The sequence below is a fragment of the Acidovorax temperans genome (assembly GCF_028596105.1).
GTDB classification, from domain to species: domain Bacteria; phylum Pseudomonadota; class Gammaproteobacteria; order Burkholderiales; family Burkholderiaceae_C; genus Acidovorax; species Acidovorax temperans.
Genome location: NZ_CP117193.1, coordinates 911,858 through 935,295 on the forward strand (window position 1 = coordinate 911,858; position 23,438 = coordinate 935,295).

The window sequence follows — 23,438 nt, forward strand, 5'->3', positions numbered from 1 at the left end:
GAAGCCCGCTTCGGCGGGCTTTTTGTTGTCTGGCAGGTTGGTGGTTGGAGGCGAAACGCTGATGACGCGGCTCAGCCTTGCTCCAGATAAGGCCGTGCCAGCGCCTGCACCGGTACCTGGGCCTTGAGTCTGGCCGCCAGCAGGTACAGCCCGCCCAGCTTGCGGTGCAAGAACAGCGCATCGGCCGGTGGGGTGTGCCAGAAGTCTTTTTCGGTGCTCAGTGCCATGCCCGCCGTGCGGATGCGCTGGGCCAGGTCGCTGGTGCCAAAGTCATAGCCATCGGCATGGCGCAGGGGCTCGCAGGCCAGTGCGAACAGGTCAATCACCGCGTTGCGCTGGTGGGGCTGGATGTGGTGGCCGAAGTAGCCAATGGCCTGGGCTGCTTCGTCCATGCCATCGCGGTGGCCGTGCATGGCGGCGCGCATTAGCCGCCGGTAGGCTTCCACCACCTCACTGCCATAGGCGCGCGTGGCGCCAAAGTCGAGCAGCACGGTGCGGCCGCTGGCCTTGTCATAGCGGTAGTTGGCGAAGTTGGGGTCGGTCTGCACCAGGCGGAATTCGAACAGCTCCCGGAACAGCAGGCCCATCAGGGTGCTGGCCACCTCGTCGCGCTGCGCCTGGGGCGAGCGCTGCAGGGATTCGATGGGCACGCATTCCACGTAGTCCATCGCCAGCACGTTCTCTGTGGTCCAGTCGGTGTGCACGGTGGGAATGCGCAGGTTCGGCGCGTCGGCCAGCAGGGCTGCAAACTGCGCTTGGCAGCGGGCCTCGCGCAGATAGTCGGCTTCTTCGTGCAACTGCCTCTTGGCCTCGGCCAAGAGTGGCGCCACATCCAGGTGGGCAGGCAGCAGGCCCGACACGCGCAGCAGCGTGCCCACGTTGTCCACGTCGCTGGCAATGCTTTGGCGTATGCCGGGGTACTGCACCTTGATGGCCAGTTGCCGCCCGTCCTTGGTGGTGGCGCGGTGCACCTGGCCGATGGAAGCCGCGGCGATGGGCGTGAAGCCGAACTGCGCAAAGCGTGCATCCCAGCCCGCGCCCCAGGCGGCCGTCAGCACATCGTCCATCTGCCCGATGGGCATGGGTTTGGCGTCTGAGCGCAGGCGCGCCAGGATTTCGCCCAGCTCGGGCGGCAGCAACTCACCTGCATCCATCGATAGCAGTTGCCCCACCTTCATGGCTGCGCCGCGCAACTGCGCGAGCTGGTCGGCTACGCGGCGCGCGCCTTCGGCCAGCATGCCGCCAGCCAGCCCGGTGGCCAGGGTGCCCATGCGCGCCATGCGGCTCCAGCGGCCGCTGGGCACGGATGCTGTAGCGCTGGGCGAGGCCGCGGCGGGCAATGGGTCTGGGCGTTCATCCATGGGCGGCCACCGCGCCCAGGGCCAAGCAAACGCAGGCAGTGACCGTGAGGCGCCAGCGCAGCGGCAGGTACCAGGCGGGCAGTGTCGTGCGGGATGCCAGGCGCAGGTCTTGCGCCAGGTGCGCCGCAAACCCCACGATGAGCAAGGCCGCCCCGCCTGCCATGGGCAGCAGCACGGCAGGCCAGGCCAGCAGCGATGGCACCACGCTCCACACAAAGCGGTGCGTGCGTTCGGTGTCGCTCAGCTCGCCCACCAACATCGCAAAGCCCCAGTGCAGCGCGCCCACAAAACTCAGAATGACCGCGCCGTAGGCCAGCAGCGCCGTGCCCCACAGCGGTGTGCCCGGCGCCCACCAGCCGATGCCCGCCAGTGCAGCGAACGGCAGCAGCCCGCCATAGCCCAGCCAGGCCACGGAGGTGGGCAGCGCTGTGAGCGAGGCGGGTGAAGGCGATGGGGTAGGGTGGGTGCTTTGCATGGGGCCTCCAGGTCAATGGGGCCATTGTGGGGAAAGCGCGACTCCCGAGTGGGCTGCGTGGTTGTGTGGCGCAGTGCAGCCTGTGCAGTGGCGCCAGTATTTAAGCCAAATGTGCCGCTAGCGCTTTTGTAATAAGCGCGAGGTGCTCATTTATTAATAGCGCGAATTCATAGCGCCCTGCGCTGCACAGGATCAGTCCCGCGTGGCGCGGCGCTGCACGGCGGCGATGTAGGCATTGCCGTCGGGCGGGCGGCCGGATCGCTGGCTTTCCCACAGCATCTCGCCCAGGCATTCCATGGCGGCGTGGTGGGCGTCGTGCAGCGAATCGAGCCGCTTGGCTAGCAATTCGACTGCCTGGCGGATGCCGCGCGGCTGGTCGATGCTGCACTGCTCGCTGATCGACAGGTGCATCGACAGGTGCAGAAAGGGGTTGGTCTGCTGGGGCGTTTCGTCGTAGTTGCGGGCGATGGCTGCATCTATGTCCGCCAGGTCGGCGTGGTATTCGGGGTGCTCGGCAATCCACAGGCTGGCCAGCGTTTCGATGGCTTCCATGGGCGCGCCGCTTTGGGCTTTGGCGTGCACGCCGCACAGAAAGCGGCGCACATCGGCTTGGGTGGGGTTGAACATGGGGCGGGAGGGTAGCATGCCAGTCAAACTATCCGATTGGGTTTGAATTTTGTTGCTGGCACCAGCGCTGGTACCAGCGCCTCGTCTCTCGTGGGGCATGTGGGTGGGGCTTGGAGTTCACCGCCTTTTTTCAAGGGCGTGGCTATTGCTCTGCCGTGCTGCTTGGCGGCCTTCTTGGTGATGGTGAGCGCCGAGTGTTGCATGGGGGGGCTGCCTGGTTTTTTGGAGATTCCCGTAGCCAGAGCGGTAGGAGTCGAGCTAGCGCGTAAATCGGGCGCTGAGTTCTATTTTCCGGGGGAAGACACTCCGGACGACCAATGGTGCTCGTGGCTGGATACCTCCTGCTTATCCCCTTCACTTTGACCCATTCACAGGCGGTGTTTGCTTACGGCAGCGATCGCGTTGTGCAGGTCGCCGTTTGATAGCGTATGGCACGCCAATCTTCCTGGTGCGAGTTTGGGTGCCTGTTGGACTTGGATACCGCCGATTGCTGATACACCTTGACTGTCCACAACCGGTTTGGTCGTTCCTCGAGAATGGTGTTTTTCCTTCAGCTCTGGACTGCGGGACTACAAAACCTGTCCCCGCTGGGCCTGCACGTGATTTTCGCTGTGGGCGATGAGACTCTAGGACACCGCTGTGCTTGACTGGGCGCTGAGATGCGCTACGGTTTTACCGATCAGGGGCACCAGCCAGCCATGTCACCCTCATGCTGGTCTTCAGAGACGGGTCACAACTTGCACCAAAAACCAGAAATGCTGACTCATCCATCGCTTGCCTGAAGACTTCAAATACTTCTTGGAGGTGAGCTAGCTTGTAGTTGCCTGAGGTGTCGGCGATCCCGCACACAACCACAGCCGCTGCTACTTGGGCGTTCCCGAGATGCGCAGCTGCGTCACGGCAAGCGTTAAGCACTACGCCAGCATCGTCATCCGTGACGTTAAAACACATTGGTGAGCTACCGCAAAGATTTAACGCGTCGTCAAAATCCTGCATGTCAATCTGCAAAACAGAGTGCTCTTCCGTGGCGCACTTCAGCAGCGTGACGATTTGTTCAGTGGTGTGGTGCGATGTCATGTTGGGGGGCTGCTTTCCAATTTATTGGTCGTTGATTTTGGAGCGGTCTCTTCACGGGCCCAGGCTTGGATCGGCGTACTAGGGCTCGGGCACCAGAACGCTAGGCGTCTGCTCTACACGGTGCCCTCTAGTGAAGATCCGCTTCCGTGTGACTTGATTGCAGCGTTTGGCTTGGTTGCTTATTGAGCATTGCGTATCTCAAATCGCTCAGAGGTGGTACCGCGTGTCATTTCTGAGTTCAGCGGCGCGGAGCACCCATCAGCCGCGAGATGGTTTGCGCCGCGCGCAGCAGCGGCGGCAGCAGGGTTTGCTGCATGAGCTCGGCGCTGGTGCGGTTGGCCTGTCCGCTGATGTTGAGGGCTGCCACCGTTTGCCCCAGGCGGTTGGTGAGCGGTGCGGCGATGGAGATGAGGCCTTCTTCCAGCTCCTGGTTCACCAGGCACCAGCCCTGCGTGCGCGCCTGGCGAATGCGTTCCAGCAGGGTGGGCAGGTCGGTGGCGGTGTGGGCGGTGTGGCGCTGCAGGGGCAGTGTGGCCAGGCGGCTTTGCAGTTCGTCGTCGGGCAGGCTGGCCAGCAGCACGCGGCCCATTGAAGTCCAGGCTGCAGGCAGGCGCGAGCCCACGCCCAGGCTGGTGCGCATGATCTTGTGGGTGGGCACGCGCAGCACGTAGACGATGTCCAGGCCATCGAGCACGGCGGCCGAGGACGATTCGCGCACTTCTTCCACCAGGTCTTCCATCAGCGGCTCGGCCAGGTTCCACAGCGGCAGCGATGACAGGTAGGCAAAGCCCAGGTCGAGGATGCGCGGCGTGAGGCGAAAGAGCTTGCCGTCACTTTCCACATAACCCAGCGTTTGCAGCGTGAGCAGGATGCGGCGCGCCCCGGCGCGGGTCAGGCCAGTGTGCGCGGCCACCTCGCTCAAGGTTTGCTGCGGTGCGCTGGCGCTGAAGGAGCGGATCACTTCCAGCCCACGCGCGAACGACTGCACATAGCTGTCGCCCGGCTTGGGGGTGGAGGCAGGAGCGGGCACGCCCGAGGGGGCTTCGTGGTTTTCAGGCGTCGTCATTGGGACTTCTCTATAATTCATTATACGAACAAAAGTTCGATATATGAACAAATCTCGGGCTTTGCCGGGTGCGGTTTCGGGTTCGTGTTTTGGCCCATTCCTGAAGTTCTTTTTTGTGGGGACACAGTTTCATGATCAACAAGATTGCTGACTCGGCGGCCCAGGCGATGGCTGGTGTGCGCGATGGCGCCACGGTGCTCATCGGGGGCTTTGGCACCGCGGGTATTCCTGGCGAACTGATTGACGCGCTGATTGCGCAGGGCGCGCGCGACCTGACGGTGGTGAACAACAACGCTGGCAATGCCGACCACGGCCTGGCCGCTCTGCTCAAGGCCGGGCGGGTGCGCAAGATCATCTGCAGCTTTCCACGCCAGGTGGACAGCTATGTGTTTGACGAGCTGTACCGCAGCGGCAAGCTGGAACTGGAACTGGTGCCCCAGGGCAACCTGGCCGAGCGCCTGCGCGCGGCCGGTGCGGGCATTGGCGCCTTCTTCTGCCCCACGGGTTATGGCACTGAACTGGCGCTCAATGCTGACGGCTCGCCCAAGGAAACCCGCGAAATCAACGGCAAGCAGTATGTGCTGGAGTACCCCATCTACGGCGACGTGGCGCTCATCAAGGCCCAGAAGGGCGACCGCTGGGGCAACCTGACCTATCGCATGTCGGCCCGCAACTTTGGTCCCGTGATGGCCACCGCTGCCAAGACCACCATCGCCACCGTGCATGAAGTGGTGGAGCTGGGCGCGCTGGACCCCGAAGCCATCGTCACCCCCGGCATCTACGTGAGCCATGTGGTGAAGATCGAGCGCACCGCCACCCAGGCCGGTGGTTTCAAGAAGTCTGCATAAAAAGCGCCCTTAGCGCAGAAGGAACAAGCGTGAGCAGCTATCAAAAACGAAGCAAAGACGAACTGGCCCGCCGTGTGGCGCAAGACATCCACGACGGTGCCTATGTGAACCTGGGCATCGGCCAGCCCACCCTGGTGGCCAACCACATCCCTGAAGGGCGTGAAGTCATCCTGCAAAGCGAGAACGGCATTCTGGGCATGGGCCCCGCGCCCGCCGCAGGCCATGAAGACTACGACCTGATCAATGCCGGCAAGCAGCCCGTGACGCTGCTGCCCGGTGGCGCGTATTTCCACCACGCCGACAGCTTCGCCATGATGCGCGGCGGCCATCTGGATATTTGTGTGCTGGGAGCCTTCCAGGTGTCGGCCACGGGCGACCTCGCCAACTGGAGCACGGGCGAGCCCGGCGCCATTCCCGCCGTGGGCGGTGCGATGGATCTGGCCATTGGTGCCAAGCAGACCTGGGTGATGATGGATTTGCTGACCAAGCAGGGCGCCAGCAAGGTGGTGCAGCAGTGCACTTACCCGCTCACGGGCGTGGGCTGCGTCAAGCGCATTTACACCGACCTGTGCACCCTGGCTTGCACGCCCACCGGGCTGCAGCTCATCGACCTGGTGCCCGGCCTGACCCTGCCCGAGCTGGAGCAACTGGTGGGCCTGCCCATCCGCCCCGCAGCCTGACTGAACCCTGAGCCGCTATTAAGGAGACATCTTCCATGAGCCAATCCCAAGCCTACATCTGCGACGCCATCCGCACCCCCTTCGGCCGCTACGGCGGCGCCCTCTCCAGCGTGCGCGCTGACGACCTGGGCGCCATTCCCATCAAGGCCCTGATGGAGCGCAACCCCGGTGTGGACTGGGCTGCCGTGACGGATGTGCTCTATGGCTGCGCCAACCAGGCTGGCGAAGACAACCGCAACGTGGCCCACATGAGCAGCCTGCTGGCGGGCCTGCCCGTTGAAGTGCCCGGCGCCACCATCAACCGCCTGTGCGGCTCCGGCCTAGACGCCGTGGGCACGGCCGCGCGCGCCATCAAGTCTGGCGAAGCCGGCCTGATGATTGCCGGTGGTGTGGAAAGCATGAGCCGCGCCCCCTTCGTCATGCCCAAGGCTGAAACCGCCTTCAGCCGCAACAACGCGGTGTATGACACCACCATCGGCTGGCGCTTCGTCAATAAGCTGATGAAGGAAAAGTACGGCGTGGACTCCATGCCCGAAACCGCCGAGAACGTGGCGGTGGACTTCAAGATCGAGCGCGAAGCGCAAGACCAGATGGCCCTGCGCAGCCAGCTCAACGCCGTGGCCGCCATCAAGGCTGGCCATCTGGCGCGCGAAATCGTGCCCGTCACCATCCCGCAGAAGAAGAAAGGCCCCTCCGGTAGCGAGGGCGACGCCATCATCGTCAGCCAGGACGAACACCCCCGCGAAACCAGCCTGGAAGCGCTGGCCAAGCTCAAGGGCGTGGTGCGGCCTGACGGCACGGTGACGGCGGGCAACGCATCGGGCGTGAACGACGGCGCCTGCGCCTTGCTGCTGGCCGATGAGGCCCATGCTGGTAAATACGGCCTCAAGCCCCGCGCCCGCGTGGTGGGCATGGCCACCGCTGGCGTGGCCCCGCGCATCATGGGCTTTGGCCCCACGCCCGCCACGCAGAAGGTGCTGGCGCAAACCGGCCTGACCCTCGACCACATGGACGTGATCGAGCTGAACGAAGCCTTCGCCGCCCAAGGCCTGGCCGTGCTGCGCGCCCTGGGCCTGAAGGACGACGACGCCCGCGTGAACGCCTGGGGCGGTGCCATTGCCCTGGGCCATCCGCTGGGTGCCAGCGGTGCGCGCCTGGTCACCACGGCCGTGAACCGCCTGCACGAGCACGCGGGCCAATACGCGCTGTGCACCATGTGCATTGGCGTGGGCCAGGGCATTGCCTTGATCATCGAGCGGGTGTGACCGTGGCTGATACCCGCACCCCCGTCACCGTGGTTACCGGCGCCAGCAACGGTATTGGCCGTGCGATTGCCGAAGCCGTGCTGGCCCAGGGCCGGGCCGTGGTCAACCTCGACTACGTGCTGCCCACCTGGAGCCACCCGCTGCTCACCTCGTACCAGGGCGACCTGACGGACGAGGCCTCCACCCGCGAACGCGCGGCCGAGATTGCCGCCCAGCACAACGTGACAGCACTGGTGAACAACGCGGGCGCCACGCGCCCCGGCACCATCGACACCGCCACCACCGCGCAGCTGGACGATGTGGTGGGCCTGCACCTGCGTGCGCCCATGCTGCTGGTGCAGGCCTTCCTGCCCACGCTGCGCGCGTGTGGCCAGGGCCGCATCGTGAACATGTCTTCGCGTGCCGCACTGGGCAAGGGTGAGCGCATCGTCTATTCGGCCACCAAGGCCGGAATGATCGGCATGACCCGCACGCTGGCCATGGAACTGGGCCGCGACGGCATCACCGTCAACGCCATCGGCCCTGGCCCCATCGCCACCGAGCTGTTCCGCCAGAGCAACCCCGAAGGCGCCCCGCAGACAGAGCGCATCCTCAAGAGCATTGCCGTGGGCCGCATGGGAACCCCCGAAGACGTGGCGCGCACGGCGCTGTTCTTCCTCTCGCCCGACAACGGCTTCATCACCGGCCAGGTGCTGTACGTCTGCGGCGGCACCACGCTGGGCGTGGCGCCGGTGTGAAGTGACAACCCCTTGAGTCGTTTCGCTCCCCCTCCCTTCTCTCGAACGGCTTCGCCATTCGGGAAGGGGGACGACGCCCTCGGTACGGGGGGTGGCCCTTCCTCGGCGTCCCGTGCCTGCGCCGTGCCAGTCTCAAACGCTGTGGCGATTGGGACGTGGCTCACCAAACGCTATTTCTGTCCAGCAGCTTCTTTGAAGGAGACTCCCATGCAACATTCCCACGCCACCCGCCGCTTCGCCCTGGGCTCCATCGCTTCGGCCGTCGTTTTGGGCGCTGGTCTGCTCGGCGGTACGTCGGCCCTGGCCCAGGCTTACCCCACCCAGCCCGTCACCATCATCGTGCCCTTCGCCGCAGGCGGCACCATCGCCGAAGCCGGCGTGCCTGGCTACGAGGCCACTTCGTGGTTTGGCATGTTTGCCCCCGCAGGCACGCCCGCACCCGTGCTGGCCAAGCTGAACGCCGCCATCGTCAAGGTGCTGGCCCAGCCTGATGTGAAGAAGAAGATCAACGAGCAGGGCGCCGAGGTTTACAGCGAAACGCCCGAGCAGTTCGCAGCCTTCATCCAGGCCGAAAGCGTGAAGTGGGGCAAGGTGGTGAAAGAGTCCGGCGCCAGCCTGGACTGATTTCCCCAACCTGCCGGGCCTGGCCCGGGGGAATGCCTGGGTTTAAGGAAAAAAGCACGCTAGCGCTTACTGGGTAAGCGTCAGCAGCTATCATAAAAATAGCAAACACAGAGAGCCTGAGAAACCCTCGGTGCCATACGGGCGCGCGGGCGGTGCCTGTTTGCGTTCACGCGACAATGTCGGCTGCTGATGCCGCGAGGGTTCCTCCATGCCTGTATCCAACCCCCTGACTGCCGAAATTGCCGCCATCACGGCCCGCATCGTTGTGGAAGAGGGGCTCGAATGGGGCCCCGCCAAGCGCCGCGCAGTGCGCGAAATGGGTCTGCCCGCCCGCACCCCGCTGCCTGACAACGACCAGGTGGAAGACGCGGTGCGCGAATACCTCGACATTTTCTGTGCCGACACCCAGCCACGCGAGCTGCGCGCCCTGCGCCAGCTGGCGCTGGTGTGGATGGTGCGCATGGCCGAGTTTCGGCCGCATCTGGCGGGCTCGGTCTGGCATGGCACGGCCACGCGCCTGTCTGATATCTACATCCAGCTGTTCTGCGATGACCCCAAGTCGGCAGAGATTGCCCTGATCGATCACCATGTCGACTACGAGCCGCGCACGGTGACGGGCTTTCATGGGGAATCGGTCGAGGCCCTGAGCCTGGGCAGCAAGTGCCCTGAGCTCCAGGAGATGATCGGCGTGCACCTGATGATTTACGACCTGGACGACCTGCGTGGCGCCTTGAAACCCGATGCCAAGGGACGCACCCCCCGCGGCGATGTGACGGCCGTGCGCCGTGTTCTGGAAGAGACTGCCCCATGAGTTTGCCGCCCGACGTTTCCCGCAGCGCCAGCGCTGCTGAACCCGCCGCCCAGCCCGCACCCACATCGCGCAGGCGCTGGCTGTATGGCGCCGTGGCCGGGGCTGCCGCGCTGGGCGGGGCCGGGCTGGCCTGGTGGCGTTTTCAGCCCCACGCCATGCAAGATGGCGCCGAGGCGGCCCTGTGGGGCATGGAGTTTGACACCCCCACAGGCGGTGCCCCGCTGGCCATGAAAGCCCTGCAGGGCCGCCCCGTGCTGCTGAATTTCTGGGCCACCTGGTGCCCGCCCTGCGTGGAAGAGCTGCCCATGCTGAACGCGTTTTACCGGGAAAACGCGTCCAAGGGCTGGCAGGTGGTGGGCCTGGCGATCGACCAGCCCTCGTCGGTGCGCAAGTTTCTGGACCGGCTGCCGCTGGACTTTCCCGTGGGGCTGGCGGGCCTGGGCGGCACGGAGCTGGGCCGGTCGCTGGGTAACCTCACCGGTGGCCTGCCTTTCACCGTGGTGCTGGGGCAGGGGGGCCGGGTGCTGCATCGTAAAATGGGGCAAGTGACGCCCGATGACCTCCAGCAGTGGGTCCATCTGCGGTAAGCCAAGCCCCTTCATGGGGCTTTTTTCAGCGTTTGATGCGCTCCATCAGCTTCGATGTTGATGAAAATTACCTCTCAATCGCTGAGGTAGTCCGAAATTAGAGTAAATTCGCGCCCTATTTAGTTTTATAGCCGTTGGAGCTTCCATGGATCTGCGAAAACTCAAAACCTTGATCGACCTCGTCTCCGAGTCAAACGTTTCCGAACTCGAAATCACCGAGGCCGAAGGCAAAGTCCGTATCGTCAAGAGCGGCGGCGCCGTGGTTCAGCAATATGTGGCAGCGCCCATGCAAGCCCCCGTGGCGCCAGCGCCCGTTGCGGCCCCTGTGGCCGAACTGCCCAGTCCTGCCGCCGCAGCCCCCACGGGCCATGTGGTCAAGTCGCCGATGGTGGGCACGTTCTACCGTTCGTCCAGTCCCGGCGCCAAGCCCTTCGTGGAAGTGGGCAGCCAGGTCAAAGAAGGCGAGACCCTCTGCATCATCGAGGCCATGAAGATCCTCAACGAGATCGAGGCCGACAAGTCGGGCACCGTGACCCGTATCCTGGGCGAAAACGGCCAGGCCGTGGAATACGGACAGCCGCTGTTCGTCATCGAATAAGGCGCTCATGTTCAAGAAAATTCTGGTTGCGAACCGCGGAGAGATCGCTCTGCGTATCCAACGCGCATGCCGCGAGCTGGGAGTCAAGGCCGTCATGGTCTATTCCGAAGCCGACCGCGATGCGAAATACGTCAAGCTGGCCGAAGAGGCCGTGTGCATCGGGCCCGCCCCGTCGCCCCTGAGCTACCTCAACATGCCGGCCATCATCTCGGCCGCCGAGGTAACCGATGCTGAAGCCATCCACCCCGGCTATGGCTTCCTGAGCGAAAACGCCGACTTCGCCGAGCGCGTGGAAAAGAGCGGTTTCCAGTTCATCGGCCCCACGCCCGAGTCCATCCGCATCATGGGTGACAAGGTGTCAGCCAAGCAGGCCATGATCCGTGCCGGCGTGCCCTGCGTGCCTGGCTCTGAAGGCGAGTTGCCTGACGACCCGGTGCAGATCCGCCGCATCGCCAAGGCCATCGGCTATCCGGTCATCATCAAGGCCGCTGGCGGCGGCGGTGGCCGCGGCATGCGCGTGGTGCACACCGAAGCTGCCCTGGTCAATGCGGTGCAGATGACCAAGGCCGAAGCGGGTGCTGCGTTTGGCAATCCTGCGGTGTACATGGAGAAGTTCCTCCAGAACCCCCGCCACATCGAAATCCAGGTGCTGGCCGACAAGCACCGCAACGCGGTGTACCTGGGTGAGCGCGACTGCTCCATGCAGCGCCGCCACCAGAAGGTCATTGAAGAGGCGCCAGCGCCCGGCATTCCGCGCAAGCTGATCGAGAAGATCGGCGAGCGCTGCGTTGCGGCCTGCAAGAAGATCGGCTACCGCGGTGCGGGCACGTTCGAGTTTCTGTACGAAAACGGCGAGTTCTATTTCATTGAAATGAACACCCGCGTGCAGGTGGAGCACCCGGTGACCGAGTTGATCACGGGCGTGGACATCGTGAAGACGCAGATCATGGTGGCGGCTGGCGAAAAGCTGCCCTTCACCCAGCGCCAGATCGAGATCCGTGGCCACGCCATCGAGTGCCGGGTGAACGCGGAAGACCCCTACAAGTTCATTCCGTCACCCGGTCGCATCACCACCTGGCACGCGCCAGGCGGCCCCGGTGTGCGTGTGGATTCGCACGCTTACACCAACTACTTCGTGCCGCCCAACTACGACTCGATGATCGGCAAGATCATTGTGCACGGCGACACGCGCGAGCAGGCCCTGGCCCGCATGCGCACGGCGCTGTCCGAGACGGTGATCGAAGGCATCAACACCAATGTGCCGCTGCACCGCGAGCTGATGGTGGATGCCAAGTTCATGGCGGGCGGCACCAACATCCACTATCTGGAAGAGTGGCTGTCGCAACACAAACGCTAGGCTGCGTACAAACCCCTGAGGCGCTTCGCGCCTTCCCCCTTTTCTCGAATGGCTGCGCCATTCGGGAAGGGAGACACCGCCAGCGCGGCGGTGGCTTGCGGGGGGCTGCGGGCGTTGGGTGTTTGTTAGGCTGATTCCAGTCTTGGGCTGGTGCGGCCACAGTGGGTTCACATGCTGGCTCCCGGAAACGGGTGCCAGCATTTCATTTTTGCAAAGAGGCGTTTTTCATGTTTGAGCTGAGCCTGATGTGCCCTGAAGACCGCATTGAAGCGGTGAGCGACGCGCTGGATGCGCTGGACGCCTTGAGCGTCTCGGTGGAAGACGCCGATGCGCAGACCGATGCCGAGCAGGCCCTGTTTGGCGAGCCCGGCATGCCCCCGCCCAAGGATGGATGGCAGCGCAGCCGCGTGGTGGCACTGTTCCCCACGGCCGATGCTGCCCAAGAGGCGCAGCAACTGCTGACCGTACAAGACTTTTTTGAAGGCTGCCAGGTGCTGGGCGTTGCCGAAGTGCCTGAGCAAGACTGGGTGCGGCTGACCCAATCGCAATTTGCGCCAGTGGACATCACCCCCGATTTCTGGATCGTGCCGACCTGGCATGAGTTGCCACCGCAGGCTGTGCGCAGCATTCGCCTGGACCCAGGCCTGGCCTTTGGCACTGGCACGCACCCCACGACCCGCATGTGTCTGCGCTGGATTGCGCGCAACGGCACGGTGGCCGCCGATGGCTCCAGTACCCTGGGGCGTGTGCTGGACTACGGCTGCGGCTCGGGCATCCTGGCCATTGGTGCTGCCAAGTTCGGTGCGGTGGATATTGATGCGGTGGATATCGACCCTGCAGCGGTGGAGTCCACCCTGCAAAACGCGCAGGCCAATGGCGTGCAGCTCAAGGCGGGCCTGCCCGACAAGGCCCAGGGTGAATACCAGACGGTACTGGCCAACATCCTGGCGACGCCACTGCGCGTGCTGGCCCCCTTGCTGTGCAGCCATGTAGCGGCTGGCGGACACCTGGTGCTGGCCGGCATTCTGGAGCGGCAGGCAGATGAGCTGAAGGAGGCCTATGCCCCCTGGCTGCCACTGCAAGTGGCCGATTCGGAAGACGGCTGGATTTTGATGACCGCCAGCCGTTGAGCCTTGCGAGGCCCCGCGGGCTGTGGGGCCTGCGCTCTACAATCCATTGCAGATGAGCCAGATCACACGCTGCCCCGCCTGTTCGACCCAATTCAAGGTGGTCGCGGATCAGTTGCGCATTTCTGATGGCTGGGTGCGCTGCGGTCACTGCGCCGAGGTGTTTGATGCGTCCGAATCGCTCATGCCAGCGCCCCCACCAGCGCTTTTGCCCGACGTATCGCTGACCGACGTGCGACCACCGCCCATGCCAGTGGCGCGGGCGGATGATTCTTCGCGCGCATGGGGGGCTCCTCCGGCTCCTGTCCAAAAAGCTTTCTCTCGGGTTGTTGTGGAGCCTGACGCGCCGTCAGGGAATGCGCCAGCCCCGTCGGGTGCCGGTGTTTTGGCTGCGGAGCCTCCACTGGTCGGTGCGGAGCCGCCTCCCATTTTTGAGCCTGCTGCTACCTTTGCCTGGAAGGGGGCAGATGCCCCGAGCGTGCCGCCCAAGGCTCCGGTTGCTCCGCCCCCTCCACCACCTCCGCCCGAGTTTGCAGGGCGGCAGGAAAGCCGCGTGTTGTCGCCTGACATGCTGGAGCTGGTGCTGCAGGAACCTCTTCGTGCGACGCATCCCTCGGCGGTTTCTTCGGAAGCTTTGGCGCAGACGCCTGCAGCACCAGTGCCGCAGCCCGAAGGGTATGAGCTGCCTTACGCCGAAGACTTTGCAGACACTCCGCTGACGTTGGAGTCTGATGCACAGCCTTCGCCAACCGCTTCGCAGGTGGACGGTGTCACCGCGACCAGTGCAGAGCAGGCAGCGCCTACCAAGCCGCTGCAGGCAGATGTGGTGACCGACAGCGGCGTGGAGGGCATGACTGCTGATGGCATGGATGTTCTGGCATCCTTGCCCGCACTTCCTCCTGCTGAAGTGCAGTCTCTTGCCGATGCCGAGGAGCCTGTAAAGCCCTCTTTGCCATCGGTGGAGTTTCCTTCGATCGACGAAGCCACTGGTGCGAAGGAAGCGAAGCCGGCAACTCCAGATCCGCGTGCTTACCAAAGCAGCGAGGGCGAAGACGATGAGGCGCCTGACGCGGCGGAGGATGTCAGCTTCGTCAAAGCAGCTCGCCGACGGGCGTTTTGGCGCAAGCCTCTGGTGCGCAGTGGGCTGGTTGTGCTGGGCTTGTGTTTGGCGACTGCACTCGCAGCGCAGGTGGCTGTGCATGAGCGCAACCGCGTGGCTGCCGTGGCACCACAGCTTCGCCCCCTCTTGCTGGCCCTGTGTGAGCCGTTGGGGTGTGAACTGGCGCCTCTGCGGCAAATTTCAGAGGTGGTCATCGACAGCTCCTCCTTCAACAAGGCGCGGGGCGACAGCTATGTGCTCGCCGTCACGATGAAGAGCCGTTCTACCGTGGCGCTGGAGATGCCGGCGGTGGAGCTGACGCTGACCGATGCGCAGGACCAACCTGTTTTGCGCCGTGTATTGCTACCTGCTGACATGGGCGCTCCGCAGGAACTTGCCGCGGGCGGCGAATGGAGTGCTTCCGTGTCGGTGCTGGTGACCACTGGCGGCGCCCGCGTGGCGGGCTATCGCCTGCTGGCGTTTTATCCCTGATTCTTCTTTTATTGATTGCTTTTTATGGCCGCTCTTATCTGTGGTTCCCTGGCGTTCGACACCATCATGACTTTTGAGGGGCGGTTTGCTGAGCAGATCCTCCCGGATCAATTGCACATCCTCAACGTGTCCTTTCTGGTGCCATCGTTGCGTCGTGATTTTGGTGGCTGCGCGGGCAACATCGCTTACAGCCTCAAGTTGCTGGGCGGCGAGCCCCTGCCCATGGCCACGCTGGGAACAGACGGTGGCGAGTACCTGCAGCGCCTGGCTGCGCTGGGTATCAGTGACCGCTATGTGAAGCAGGTGGACGGCACTTATACGGCGCAGGCCATGATCATGACCGACCGTGACAACAACCAGATCACGGCGTTCCACCCGGGGGCCATGATGCAGGCGCACATCACCCGCATCGAATCCCATCCCGATATCAAGCTGGGCATCATCTCGCCAGATGGGCGCGATGCCATGCTGGAACATGCAGCGCAGTTCGTGGCGGCTGGCATCCCTTTCGTGTTCGATCCGGGCCAGGGCTTGCCCATGTTCAATGGCGCTGAGTTGACCCAATTCATTGAGCAAGCCACCTGGGTGACGGTGAACGACTACGAAGGCAAGATGCTGTGCGACCGCACCGGCTTGAGCCTGGCAGACATCTCGCGCAAGGTGAAGGGCCTGGTAGTGACGTTGGGCGGTGAAGGTTGTGATGTGTGGGTGGATGGCGAGCGTGAGCGAGTGCAAGCTGTGCAGCCAGCGGCCGTGGTGGATCCGACAGGGTGCGGTGACGCTTGGCGTGGGGCCCTGCTGTTTGGTCTGGAGCAGGGCTGGCCTTTGGCGCGGTGTGCTGAACTGGGCAACAAGGTGGGCGCGCTGAAGATTGCGCAGCGTGGCCCACAGAACTATGTCCTGAATTTCACCCCCGCGTGATGGGAGCGTGATGGGACTGAGGGGCTTGGCCTGCCATCCAGAGCGGGCCTTTGACACTGTGCTCAAGGCTCTCCCCGTACAGCCATAAAAAAACCCGGTGCAGGGCACCGGGTTGGGCTTGGAGCGCTGGGCTTCCTCAGGGCTTGGTGCCTGTGGGAAACGGCCAGGCAGCCTGGGGGTTCAGCGTGGTCTGAGCAGCGGGAGCGGCAGGGGCTGTTGGAGCCTTCACCACTTTCTTTGCAGCAGCAGCCTTCTTCGCTGGAGCAGCGGCCTTCTTCGCTGGAGCAGCGGCCTTCTTCGCTGGAGCAGCGGCCTTCTTCGCTGGAGCAGCAGCCTTCTTGGCTGGAGCAGCAGCCTTCTTGGCTGGAGCAGCAGCCTTCTTGGCTGGAGCAGCAGCCTTCTTGGCTGGAGCAGCAGCCTTCTTGGCTGGAGCAGCAGCCTTCTTCGCTGGAGCAGCAGCCTTCTTGGCTGGAGCAGCAGCCTTCTTGGCTGGAGCAGCAGCCTTCTTCGCTGGAGCAGCAGCCTTCTTGGCTGGAGCAGCAGCCTTCTTGGCTGGAGCAGCAGCCTTCTTGGCTGGAGCAGCAGCCTTCTTCGCTGGGGCAGCAGCCTTCTTGGCTGGAGCAGCGGCCTTCTTGGCTGGAGCAGCAGCCTTCTTCGCTGGAGCAGCAGCCTTCTTCGCTGGAGCTACGGGTTTAGCGGGAGTCGCTTTTTTTGCTGGGGCGGCTTTCTTGGCGGCCGGTTTTTTCGCAGTTGCCATCATGTTCTCCTTGGGTCAGTGAGCAAAGAGCACTCCCCGTCTACAGTGGACAGGAAGCGATCCATGGTGATGGACGCTGCAGTAGCTCCATCACCATGAATACGGGAACACCACCGCACAAACCAAGGCAGCGCCGAGGTGTGTGTGCGGGGTGTGGTGTAAGCGTCCATGGCCAGAAAGCGCGCGATGGGATCAATCCCAAGAAAGGGCGCCGCCCGATTGGTACTCGATGACGCGGGTCTCGAAGAAGTTACGTTCCTTCTTCAGGTCGATCATCTCGCTCATCCATGGGAAGGGGTTCTCTTCGTTGGGGAAGAGGGTTTCCAGGCCGATCTGCGTTGCGCGGCGGTTGGCGATGTAGCGCAGGTAGCCCTTGAACATCGAGGCATTCATGCCCAGCACGCCGCGGGGCATGGTGTCTTCGGCGTATCGGTATTCCAGCTCGACGGCCTTCATGAACAAGGCCTTGATCTCTGCCTTGAACTCTGCGGTCCACAGGTGGGGGTTCTCAAGCTTGAGCTGGTTGATGAGATCGATGCCGAAGTTGCAGTGCATCGATTCATCGCGCAGGATGTACTGGTACTGCTCGGCAGCGCCAGTCATCTTGTTCTGGCGACCCAGTGCCAGAATCTGCGTGAAGCCTACGTAGAAGAACAGCCCTTCCATCAGGCAGGCGAAAACGATCAACGACTTCAGCAGCGTCTGATCGGCTTCAGGGGTGCCTGTGTGGAAGTTGGGGTCCATGATCGCTTCAATGAAGGGGATCAGGAACTCGTCCTTGTCACGGATGGATTGGACTTCGTTGTAAGCGTTGAAGATCTCGCTCTCGTCCAGGCCCAGCGACTCCACGATGTACTGGTACGCATGGGTATGGATGGCTTCTTCGAAAGCCTGCCGCAGCAGGAACTGACGGCATTCTGGGGCAGTGATGTGGCGGTATGTGCCCAGCACGATGTTGTTCGCAGCCAGCGAGTCAGCCGTCACAAAGAAACCGAGATTGCGCTTGACGATGCGGCGCTCGTCTTCGGTCAGGCCATTGGGGTCTTTCCACAACGCGATGTCACGCGTCATGTTCACCTCTTGCGGCATCCAGTGATTGGCGCAGGTCGCAAGGTACTTCTCCCATGCCCACTTGTACTTGAAGGGCACGAGCTGGTTGACGTCGGTCTGGCCGTTGATGATGCGCTTGTCGGCAGCGTTCACTCGGCGATGAGTGGCTGCAGGAGCGGCAGCTGTGGCCGCGGGAATTGCAGCAGCTGTTGGCTGCAATGCAGGTGTCTGGATGGGCAGCGGCGACTGCGCTGCCTGGTGGCCGTTTTGCAGGCCACCGTCCGTTGGTTTTTGCGATGAGGGCTTGACTTCTTCGTCCCAGGTCAGCATAGGTTTTCCAGTGATCGGATTATGAAAGGAGTGCTGCAAAAAGAAAAGCACTGAAGCGTTATGCAGCAACGTTTTGTTGCTTCACAGCACATGCGCGGAGCACTTCTGGATCAGGAGTGCTCCGCTTGCATGGAGTTACTGGCACGCCTCACATGCGACGTCGTCAATGGCTGTGAATTTGACGTCGGTGGCAGGCACGGTGCTACCAGGCGCTGCACTGGCCAGCGTGGCTGCAGGGCCTTCAGCGGCGTGGGCCGATACGCCTTCTGGCCCCGACGACACGGCGTTGAGCTGACGTGTGTTCACGGTGCTCATTTCCACGTGCGTAGCGCTTTGGGTGCGCAGGTAGTACGTGGTCTTGAGGCCGCGCACCCATGCCAGTTTGTAGGTGTCGTCAAGCTTCTTGCCCGAAGCGCCAGCCATGTAGATGTTCAGGCTCTGCGCCTGATCGATCCACTTTTGTCGACGCGAAGCGGCTTCCACCAGCCACTTGGGTTCGACTTCGAACGCCGTGGAATACAGCGCCTTGATATCTGCAGGCACACGGTCGATGGGGTGCAGCGAACCCTTGAAGTGCTTGAGGTCCATGATCATCACGTCATCCCACAGGCCCAGACGCTTGAGGTCGCGCACCAGACCACCGTTGATGACCGTGAATTCGCCGGAAAGGTTGGATTTGACCGACAGGTTGCCGAACGAGGGTTCGATCGATGCGTCCACACCAATGATGTTGGAGATGGTGGCTGTGGGTGCGATGGCAACGCAGTTGGAGTTGCGCATACCATCTTGTGCAATCTTCTTGCGCAGAGCATCCCAGTCGAGGGTGGACGAGCGGTCCACTTCCACGTAGCCACCACGGGCTTGCGCCAGCATGTCCAGGGTGTCAAAAGGCAGGATGCCTCGATCCCACAGCGAACCCTTGTAGCTGGAGTATTGGCCGCGTTCCTTGGCGAGCTCGGTCGATGCCCAGTAGGCGTAGTAGCAGATCGCTTCCATCGAGCGATCGGCAAACTCGACAGCTTCTTGCGATGCGTAAGGAATGCGCAATTCATAGAGGCTGTCCTGGAACGCCATCAGGCCCAGGCCCACAGGGCGGTGGCGCAGGTTGGAGTCACGCGCCTTCTTGACCGCGTAGTAGTTGATGTCGATGACGTTGTCCAGCATGCGCATGGCCACCGTGATCGTTTTCTTCAGCTTCTCGTGGTCAATCTGGCCGTTCTTCAAGTGCTGGCGCAGGTTCACCGAGCCCAGGTTGCACACCGCTGTTTCGGTGTCGCTGGTGTTGAGCGTGATTTCCGTGCACAGGTTGGACGAGTGCACCACGCCAGCGTGTTGCTGGGGCGAGCGCACATTGCAGGCATCCTTGAACGTGATCCAGGGATGGCCAGTTTCGAACAGCATGGTGAGAATCTTGCGCCACAGGTCGGTGGCTTGCACCGTCTTGCTGGGCTTGAGTTCGCCACTGGCGGCCTTGGCTTCATAGGCCACATAGGCCTTCTCGAACTCTGCGCCAAACAGGTCGTGCAGATCAGGCACGTTGGAAGGCGAGAACAGAGTCCAGGTGCCCTTTTCCATCACGCGGCGCATGAACAGGTCAGGGATCCAGTTGGCCGTGTTCATGTCATGCGTGCGGCGGCGGTCATCGCCGGTGTTCTTGCGCAGCTCCAGGAACTCCTCGATGTCAAGGTGCCAGGTTTCGAGGTAAGTGCAGACGGCGCCCTTGCGCTTGCCGCCCTGGTTGACTGCCACGGCCGTGTCATTCACCACCTTGAGGAAGGGAACCACGCCTTGGGATTCGCCGTTGGTGCCCTTGATATGCGAGCCCAGGGCGCGCACGCGCGTCCAGTCGTTGCCCAGGCCGCCCGCAAACTTGGACAGCAAGGCGTTTTCCTTGATGGATTCGTAGATGCCGTCCAGGTCGTCGGGTACGGTGGTCAGGTAGCAACTGGACAGTTGCGAGCGCAGCGTACCGCTGTTGAACAGCGTGGGCGTGCTCGACATGAAGTCGAAGCTGGAGAGCACTTCATAGAACTCAATGGCGCGGGCTTCTGGGTCCGCCTCGTTGAGGGACAGGCCCATGGCGACGCGCATGAAGAAAGCCTGTGGCAGTTCGATGCGAGTCTTGCGGACGTGCAGGAAATAGCGGTCGTACAGGGTTTGCAGGCCGAGGTAGTCAAACTGCAGGTCGCGCTGGGGCTTGAGTGCGGCGGCCAGGCGGGGCAGGTTGAACTTGAGCAGGCGTGGGTCCAGCAGTTCGTTATCAACACCCTTCTGGATGAATTGAGGGAAGTACTCTGTGTAAGCCTGGGCCATCTGGTCCTGGGTCACATCACGGCCCAGCACTTCGCGCACGATGGTATGGAGCAGCAGGCGTGCGGTGGCGTAGGTGTAATCCGGGTCTTTTTCGATCAGGGTGCGGGCGGCGAGGATGGAAGCCTTGTACACCTCGTCCATGGGGACGCCGTCGTACAGGTTGCGCATGGTTTCTGCCACGATGGGGTCAGCTTTGACATCCTGGCCCAGTCCCACACAGGCCGACTCAATCAGCGATTGCAGGCGACGAGGGTCCAGGGCAACCCGCTGGCCATTTTCCAGAACATGCAGCGCAGGGGCCGCTGGGGCCTGTTGCTGAACCTGGTTAGCGCGTTCTTGTGCACGGCGCTCGCGATACAAAACGTAAGCACGCGCCACTTCGTGGTGGCCGCCGCGCATCAGGCCCAGTTCGACCTGGTCTTGTACATCTTCAATATGGAAAGTACCGCCTCCTGGGCGCGAGCGCATCAACGCGCGGGTGACGCCCTGGGTCAGTGCATCCACCACTTCGCGCACGCTGGCAGAGGCTGCGCCCTGGGTGCCGTGGACGGCCAGAAATGCCTTCATCAATGCGATGGCAATCTTGGGTGCTTCGAACGGGACCACCGCGCCATTGCGCCGAATGATCTGGTAGTGGCCCTGCGCATTGGCTGCTGCGTTGGCAGCGTCGCCTGCGGTCTCTTCAGGGGTCGCGTGCGGGGTGGCAGGGGTGTTCAAAGCAGCTTGCATGGGTGTCCTCTCTGTGGGCTGGCGGGGGAGAAATGGCAGCAGGTCGGGGCTGCTGCAAAGGCTAGACGTGTGCAACCGTTTTTGGTTGTCGCACACTATATATGGTGTGTCGATCGTGTTCAAGACACTACTGGTAGTGTAATGCCTTGGCGGGGTGAGTGCTCCAAACCTGTGGCTCAAGAGCCACTCCGCAGGAACGAATGGCAGCCAAGCCCGCTTGATCGCAAGGTTTGGCGCGTCAAATGTTGTGGCTGCGCGGGCTGTCGCGGAATTTGCCCCGCAGGGGCGCGTACAGCCTGGATGGAGGTTTCGAAGGGGCGCGATCCTACCCTGAATCTGCCGCTGTGTTTTAACCTGAAAAGAGGTCGGGTTTACCTGGGGGTCGCTTGACTCGGTAACTCAAGGATGTTTACAGGCAATTCGCTGCCCAGCTTTGCCCAATCGAAGCCGGGGCCGGGGTCTTGTTTGCGGCCTGGGGCGATGTGTTCGTGTCCTGCCACATAGTGCAATGGGTAGCGCTCGATCAAATCGCGACACAGCTCCCCAAGGGCTTCGTATTGGGCGGACTCGAACGCCAAGCCCTCCAGGCCTTCCAGCTCAATGCCGATGGAGTCGTCGTTGCAGTTGGCCCGGCCCCGATAAAAAGACTGGCCAGCGTGCCAGGCGCGCTGGTCGCAGTCGACAAATTGCCAGAGCCGACCGTTGCGCTCAATGAAAAAATGCGCAGACACTTGCAGGCCTTTGATGTGCTGATAGTAGGGATGGGCATCCCAGTCCAGGGCATTGGTGAACAGCTGCTGCACAGCGCCGGTGCCGTATTGCCCGGGCGGCAGGCTGATGGAATGCACGACGACCAAGTCCACCACCTGCAAGGCCCCCAGGGGGCGGGGGCCGAAGTTGGGCGACGGTAGGCGCACCGCGCCGCGATGCCATCCCCCTTCCCACACGGATTGCAAGCCGGTCATCTCAGCCGATCTCGTCTTGAAAATCCTGGTCGTTGGGCACGCCGATGTTCAGGCGTGCAATCCGGTAACGGATCTGGCGCAGGCTGATGCCCAGGCGCGCCGCCGTGGCGGTGCGATTGAAGCCTGTTTCCTTGAGTGCGCGGATCAGAATATCGCGCTCTTGCTGGTCCAGCCATGCTTGCAAATCGTTGGGCAGGGGGGCTGTGCCAGCGCCATCCTGCTCCGCCCCAGCGTGGGCTGTCATCGAGGATGGAGGTTCGTGGGGCGCCTTGTGTGGTGTCTGTAGCGGCTGTGAGGTTGCTGCAGGGTGCGCGGAGCCCTGGGCGGTGGGGCAGCCAGACGAGAACGCTTCAACTTGCAGCTCATCCCCTTCAGTCAATGCCACTGCGCGGTGCAGAACGTTCTCCAGTTCGCGCACGTTGCCCGTGAGCGGATGGGTGGCAATCGCCTGCAAGGCTTGTTCGGTGAGTCGGGGCGCAGGCATGCCCGACTCATGGCCAATGCGCGCCAGCAGCGTAGCGCACAAAGCGGGCAGGTCTTCCCTGCGCTCGCGCAGCGGTGGGATGACGATTTCGATGACGTTCAGGCGGTAATACAAATCCTGGCGAAATCTGCCCGCCTGCACGTCGGCAGCAAGGTCACGGTGCGTGGCACTCACGATCCGCACGTCCACCGTTTCTTCTTGCGTGGAGCCTAGCGGGCGCACGCTGCGTTCCTGGATGGCCCGCAGCAGTTTCGATTGCATGGCCAGGGGCAGGTCCCCGATCTCATCCAGGAAAAGGGTGCCTCCGCGCGCAGCCTGGAAGTAGCCGTCCCTGTCCTGTGTCGCGCCGGTGTAGGAGCCCTTGCGGGCACCGAAGAATTCGGCTTCGAGCAGGTTTTCTGGGATGGCGCCGCAATTCACCGCAATGCACGGGCCTTCTGCGCGCTGGCTGCAGGCATGCAGGGCCTGCGCGACGAGCTCTTTGCCTGTACCTGATTCGCCACGCACCAGCACCGGCGCCATGCCCCGGGCCACCTTGGCAATGCGCTGCTTGACGTTGCGCATGGCTTCCGAATCTCCCACCAGCCGATCCAGCGATGAATGGAGCGTGGAAGTGCTTGCGTCTGCTGTCTGATTGCGGGGCGCCGGTCCACCGCGGGGGGCGCGCGGCGCGGGGGTTGCTCCGGTGCCTTGAACGGCCGAGGCCACCACTGAACGAAACTGTTTCAGGTCCACCGGCTTGGTCAGGTAGTCAAATGCCCCCGCCCGCAGGGCTTCAACGGCATTTTCAGCGGAGCCGTAAGCGGTCATGACCACGCAGCGTTCGCGGCGTTGCTGGTCACGCAGGTCTTGCAGGATCTCCATGCCAAAGCCGTCGGGCAGGCGCATGTCCGAGATGACCACATCAAAGAGGCGGCTCTGGAGTTGTTCGCGTGCTTCCTGCACGGTGGATGCGGTTTCCACGCGGTAGCCCTCGCGCAGCAGTGTCAGTTCATACAAGGTGCGCAGGTCGGGCTCGTCGTCAATGACCAGGATGGATGCGGCGGGAGCGTTCATGG

21 protein-coding genes and 2 pseudogenes are annotated in these 23,438 nt (G+C 63.0%); 13 read left to right on the top strand and 10 right to left on the bottom strand.

The features are described from left to right. Window positions 1-71 precede the first annotated feature (71 nt). The 5 genes from PQV96_RS04260 to PQV96_RS04280 all read right to left on the bottom strand — a co-directional run bounded on the left by PQV96_RS04260 (window position 72) and on the right by PQV96_RS04280 (window position 4,606). Window positions 72-1,361, bottom strand: a complete 1,290-nt coding sequence (locus tag PQV96_RS04260; RefSeq protein WP_066695757.1) for an ABC1 kinase family protein — start codon at window positions 1,359-1,361, stop codon at window positions 72-74. Further along, the gene (locus PQV96_RS04265; RefSeq protein WP_066695759.1) at window positions 1,354-1,836 is read right to left on the bottom strand and encodes a DUF3429 domain-containing protein; all 483 of its coding nucleotides are present in this window, start codon (window positions 1,834-1,836) and stop codon (window positions 1,354-1,356) included. Before PQV96_RS04265 ends, PQV96_RS04260 begins: the two co-directional genes overlap by 8 nt. Before the next feature lie 192 nt (window positions 1,837-2,028). Continuing rightward, on the bottom strand, window positions 2,029-2,463 hold the full coding sequence (locus PQV96_RS04270; protein WP_066695761.1) for a DUF1841 family protein: 435 nt from the start codon (window positions 2,461-2,463) through the stop codon (window positions 2,029-2,031). A gap of 672 nt (window positions 2,464-3,135) precedes the next feature. After that, window positions 3,136-3,540: a hypothetical protein gene (locus PQV96_RS04275; protein WP_207374466.1), complete on the bottom strand. Its 405-nt coding sequence runs from the start codon at window positions 3,538-3,540 to the stop codon at window positions 3,136-3,138. A 238-nt stretch (window positions 3,541-3,778) separates the two neighbouring features. Next, a complete protein-coding gene (locus PQV96_RS04280) occupies window positions 3,779-4,606 on the bottom strand; it encodes an IclR family transcriptional regulator domain-containing protein (RefSeq protein ID WP_198845796.1) in 828 nt (275 codons plus the stop codon). Window positions 4,607-4,737: 131 nt separating this feature from the next. On the opposite strand from PQV96_RS04280, the gene PQV96_RS04285 reads away from it, so the two are divergent. The 13 genes and pseudogenes from PQV96_RS04285 to PQV96_RS04340 all read left to right on the top strand — a co-directional run bounded on the left by PQV96_RS04285 (window position 4,738) and on the right by PQV96_RS04340 (window position 15,752). Then, window positions 4,738-5,454, top strand: a complete 717-nt coding sequence (locus PQV96_RS04285) for a 3-oxoacid CoA-transferase subunit A (RefSeq protein ID WP_207374465.1) — start codon at window positions 4,738-4,740, stop codon at window positions 5,452-5,454. Window positions 5,455-5,483: 29 nt separating this feature from the next. Then, window positions 5,484-6,134: a 3-oxoacid CoA-transferase subunit B gene (locus PQV96_RS04290; RefSeq protein WP_273624706.1), complete on the top strand. Its 651-nt coding sequence runs from the start codon at window positions 5,484-5,486 to the stop codon at window positions 6,132-6,134. Between the two features lie 35 nt (window positions 6,135-6,169). Further along, window positions 6,170-7,399: a 3-oxoadipyl-CoA thiolase gene (pcaF, locus tag PQV96_RS04295; protein ID WP_273624707.1), complete on the top strand. Its 1,230-nt coding sequence runs from the start codon at window positions 6,170-6,172 to the stop codon at window positions 7,397-7,399. Window positions 7,400-7,401: 2 nt separating this feature from the next. Continuing rightward, complete coding sequence (locus PQV96_RS04300) at window positions 7,402-8,136, top strand: SDR family NAD(P)-dependent oxidoreductase (protein ID WP_420482185.1); 735 nt, start codon at window positions 7,402-7,404, stop codon at window positions 8,134-8,136. A 360-nt stretch (window positions 8,137-8,496) separates the two neighbouring features. Continuing rightward, a pseudogene (locus PQV96_RS04305) lies at window positions 8,497-8,760 on the top strand (tripartite tricarboxylate transporter substrate-binding protein); the annotation flags it as partial. 208 nt (window positions 8,761-8,968) lie between these two features. Next, window positions 8,969-9,571 carry a hypothetical protein gene (locus tag PQV96_RS04310; RefSeq protein WP_066695785.1) on the top strand — a complete coding sequence of 201 codons (603 nt, stop codon included), beginning with the start codon at window positions 8,969-8,971 and terminating at the stop codon, window positions 9,569-9,571. After that, on the top strand, window positions 9,568-10,158 hold the full coding sequence (locus PQV96_RS04315) for a TlpA family protein disulfide reductase (RefSeq protein ID WP_273624709.1): 591 nt from the start codon (window positions 9,568-9,570) through the stop codon (window positions 10,156-10,158). Before PQV96_RS04310 ends, PQV96_RS04315 begins: the two co-directional genes overlap by 4 nt. Before the next feature lie 145 nt (window positions 10,159-10,303). Next, the gene (accB, locus tag PQV96_RS04320) at window positions 10,304-10,756 is read left to right on the top strand and encodes an acetyl-CoA carboxylase biotin carboxyl carrier protein (protein ID WP_066782614.1); all 453 of its coding nucleotides are present in this window, start codon (window positions 10,304-10,306) and stop codon (window positions 10,754-10,756) included. Window positions 10,757-10,763: 7 nt separating this feature from the next. Further along, window positions 10,764-12,113: an acetyl-CoA carboxylase biotin carboxylase subunit gene (accC, locus tag PQV96_RS04325; protein WP_044401556.1), complete on the top strand. Its 1,350-nt coding sequence runs from the start codon at window positions 10,764-10,766 to the stop codon at window positions 12,111-12,113. 227 nt (window positions 12,114-12,340) lie between these two features. Continuing rightward, window positions 12,341-13,243 carry a 50S ribosomal protein L11 methyltransferase gene (gene prmA, locus PQV96_RS04330; RefSeq protein ID WP_142081769.1) on the top strand — a complete coding sequence of 301 codons (903 nt, stop codon included), beginning with the start codon at window positions 12,341-12,343 and terminating at the stop codon, window positions 13,241-13,243. Window positions 13,244-13,295: 52 nt separating this feature from the next. Next, window positions 13,296-13,400, top strand: a pseudogene (locus PQV96_RS22340) (zinc-ribbon domain-containing protein); the annotation flags it as partial. A 393-nt stretch (window positions 13,401-13,793) separates the two neighbouring features. Then, complete coding sequence (locus PQV96_RS04335) at window positions 13,794-14,831, top strand: DUF3426 domain-containing protein (protein ID WP_273624710.1); 1,038 nt, start codon at window positions 13,794-13,796, stop codon at window positions 14,829-14,831. A 24-nt stretch (window positions 14,832-14,855) separates the two neighbouring features. Further along, entirely contained in the window at window positions 14,856-15,752 is an 897-nt protein-coding gene (locus tag PQV96_RS04340) for a carbohydrate kinase family protein (protein ID WP_273624711.1), read from the top strand. A gap of 136 nt (window positions 15,753-15,888) precedes the next feature. On the opposite strand, the gene PQV96_RS04345 is transcribed toward PQV96_RS04340, so the two are convergent. The 5 genes from PQV96_RS04345 to PQV96_RS04365 all read right to left on the bottom strand — a co-directional run bounded on the left by PQV96_RS04345 (window position 15,889) and on the right by PQV96_RS04365 (window position 23,436). Then, window positions 15,889-16,509, bottom strand: a complete 621-nt coding sequence (locus tag PQV96_RS04345) for a histone (RefSeq protein WP_273624712.1) — start codon at window positions 16,507-16,509, stop codon at window positions 15,889-15,891. Window positions 16,510-16,701: 192 nt separating this feature from the next. Then, window positions 16,702-17,889 carry a ribonucleotide-diphosphate reductase subunit beta gene (locus PQV96_RS04350; protein ID WP_066696320.1) on the bottom strand — a complete coding sequence of 396 codons (1,188 nt, stop codon included), beginning with the start codon at window positions 17,887-17,889 and terminating at the stop codon, window positions 16,702-16,704. 135 nt (window positions 17,890-18,024) lie between these two features. Beyond that, window positions 18,025-20,931 carry a ribonucleoside-diphosphate reductase subunit alpha gene (locus PQV96_RS04355; protein ID WP_273624713.1) on the bottom strand — a complete coding sequence of 969 codons (2,907 nt, stop codon included), beginning with the start codon at window positions 20,929-20,931 and terminating at the stop codon, window positions 18,025-18,027. Window positions 20,932-21,302: 371 nt separating this feature from the next. Further along, window positions 21,303-21,896 carry a 1,6-anhydro-N-acetylmuramyl-L-alanine amidase AmpD gene (ampD, locus tag PQV96_RS04360; RefSeq protein WP_207374456.1) on the bottom strand — a complete coding sequence of 198 codons (594 nt, stop codon included), beginning with the start codon at window positions 21,894-21,896 and terminating at the stop codon, window positions 21,303-21,305. A 1-nt stretch (window position 21,897) separates the two neighbouring features. Next, complete coding sequence (locus tag PQV96_RS04365) at window positions 21,898-23,436, bottom strand: sigma-54-dependent transcriptional regulator (RefSeq protein WP_207374455.1); 1,539 nt, start codon at window positions 23,434-23,436, stop codon at window positions 21,898-21,900. Between the last annotated feature and the right edge of the window lie 2 nt (window positions 23,437-23,438).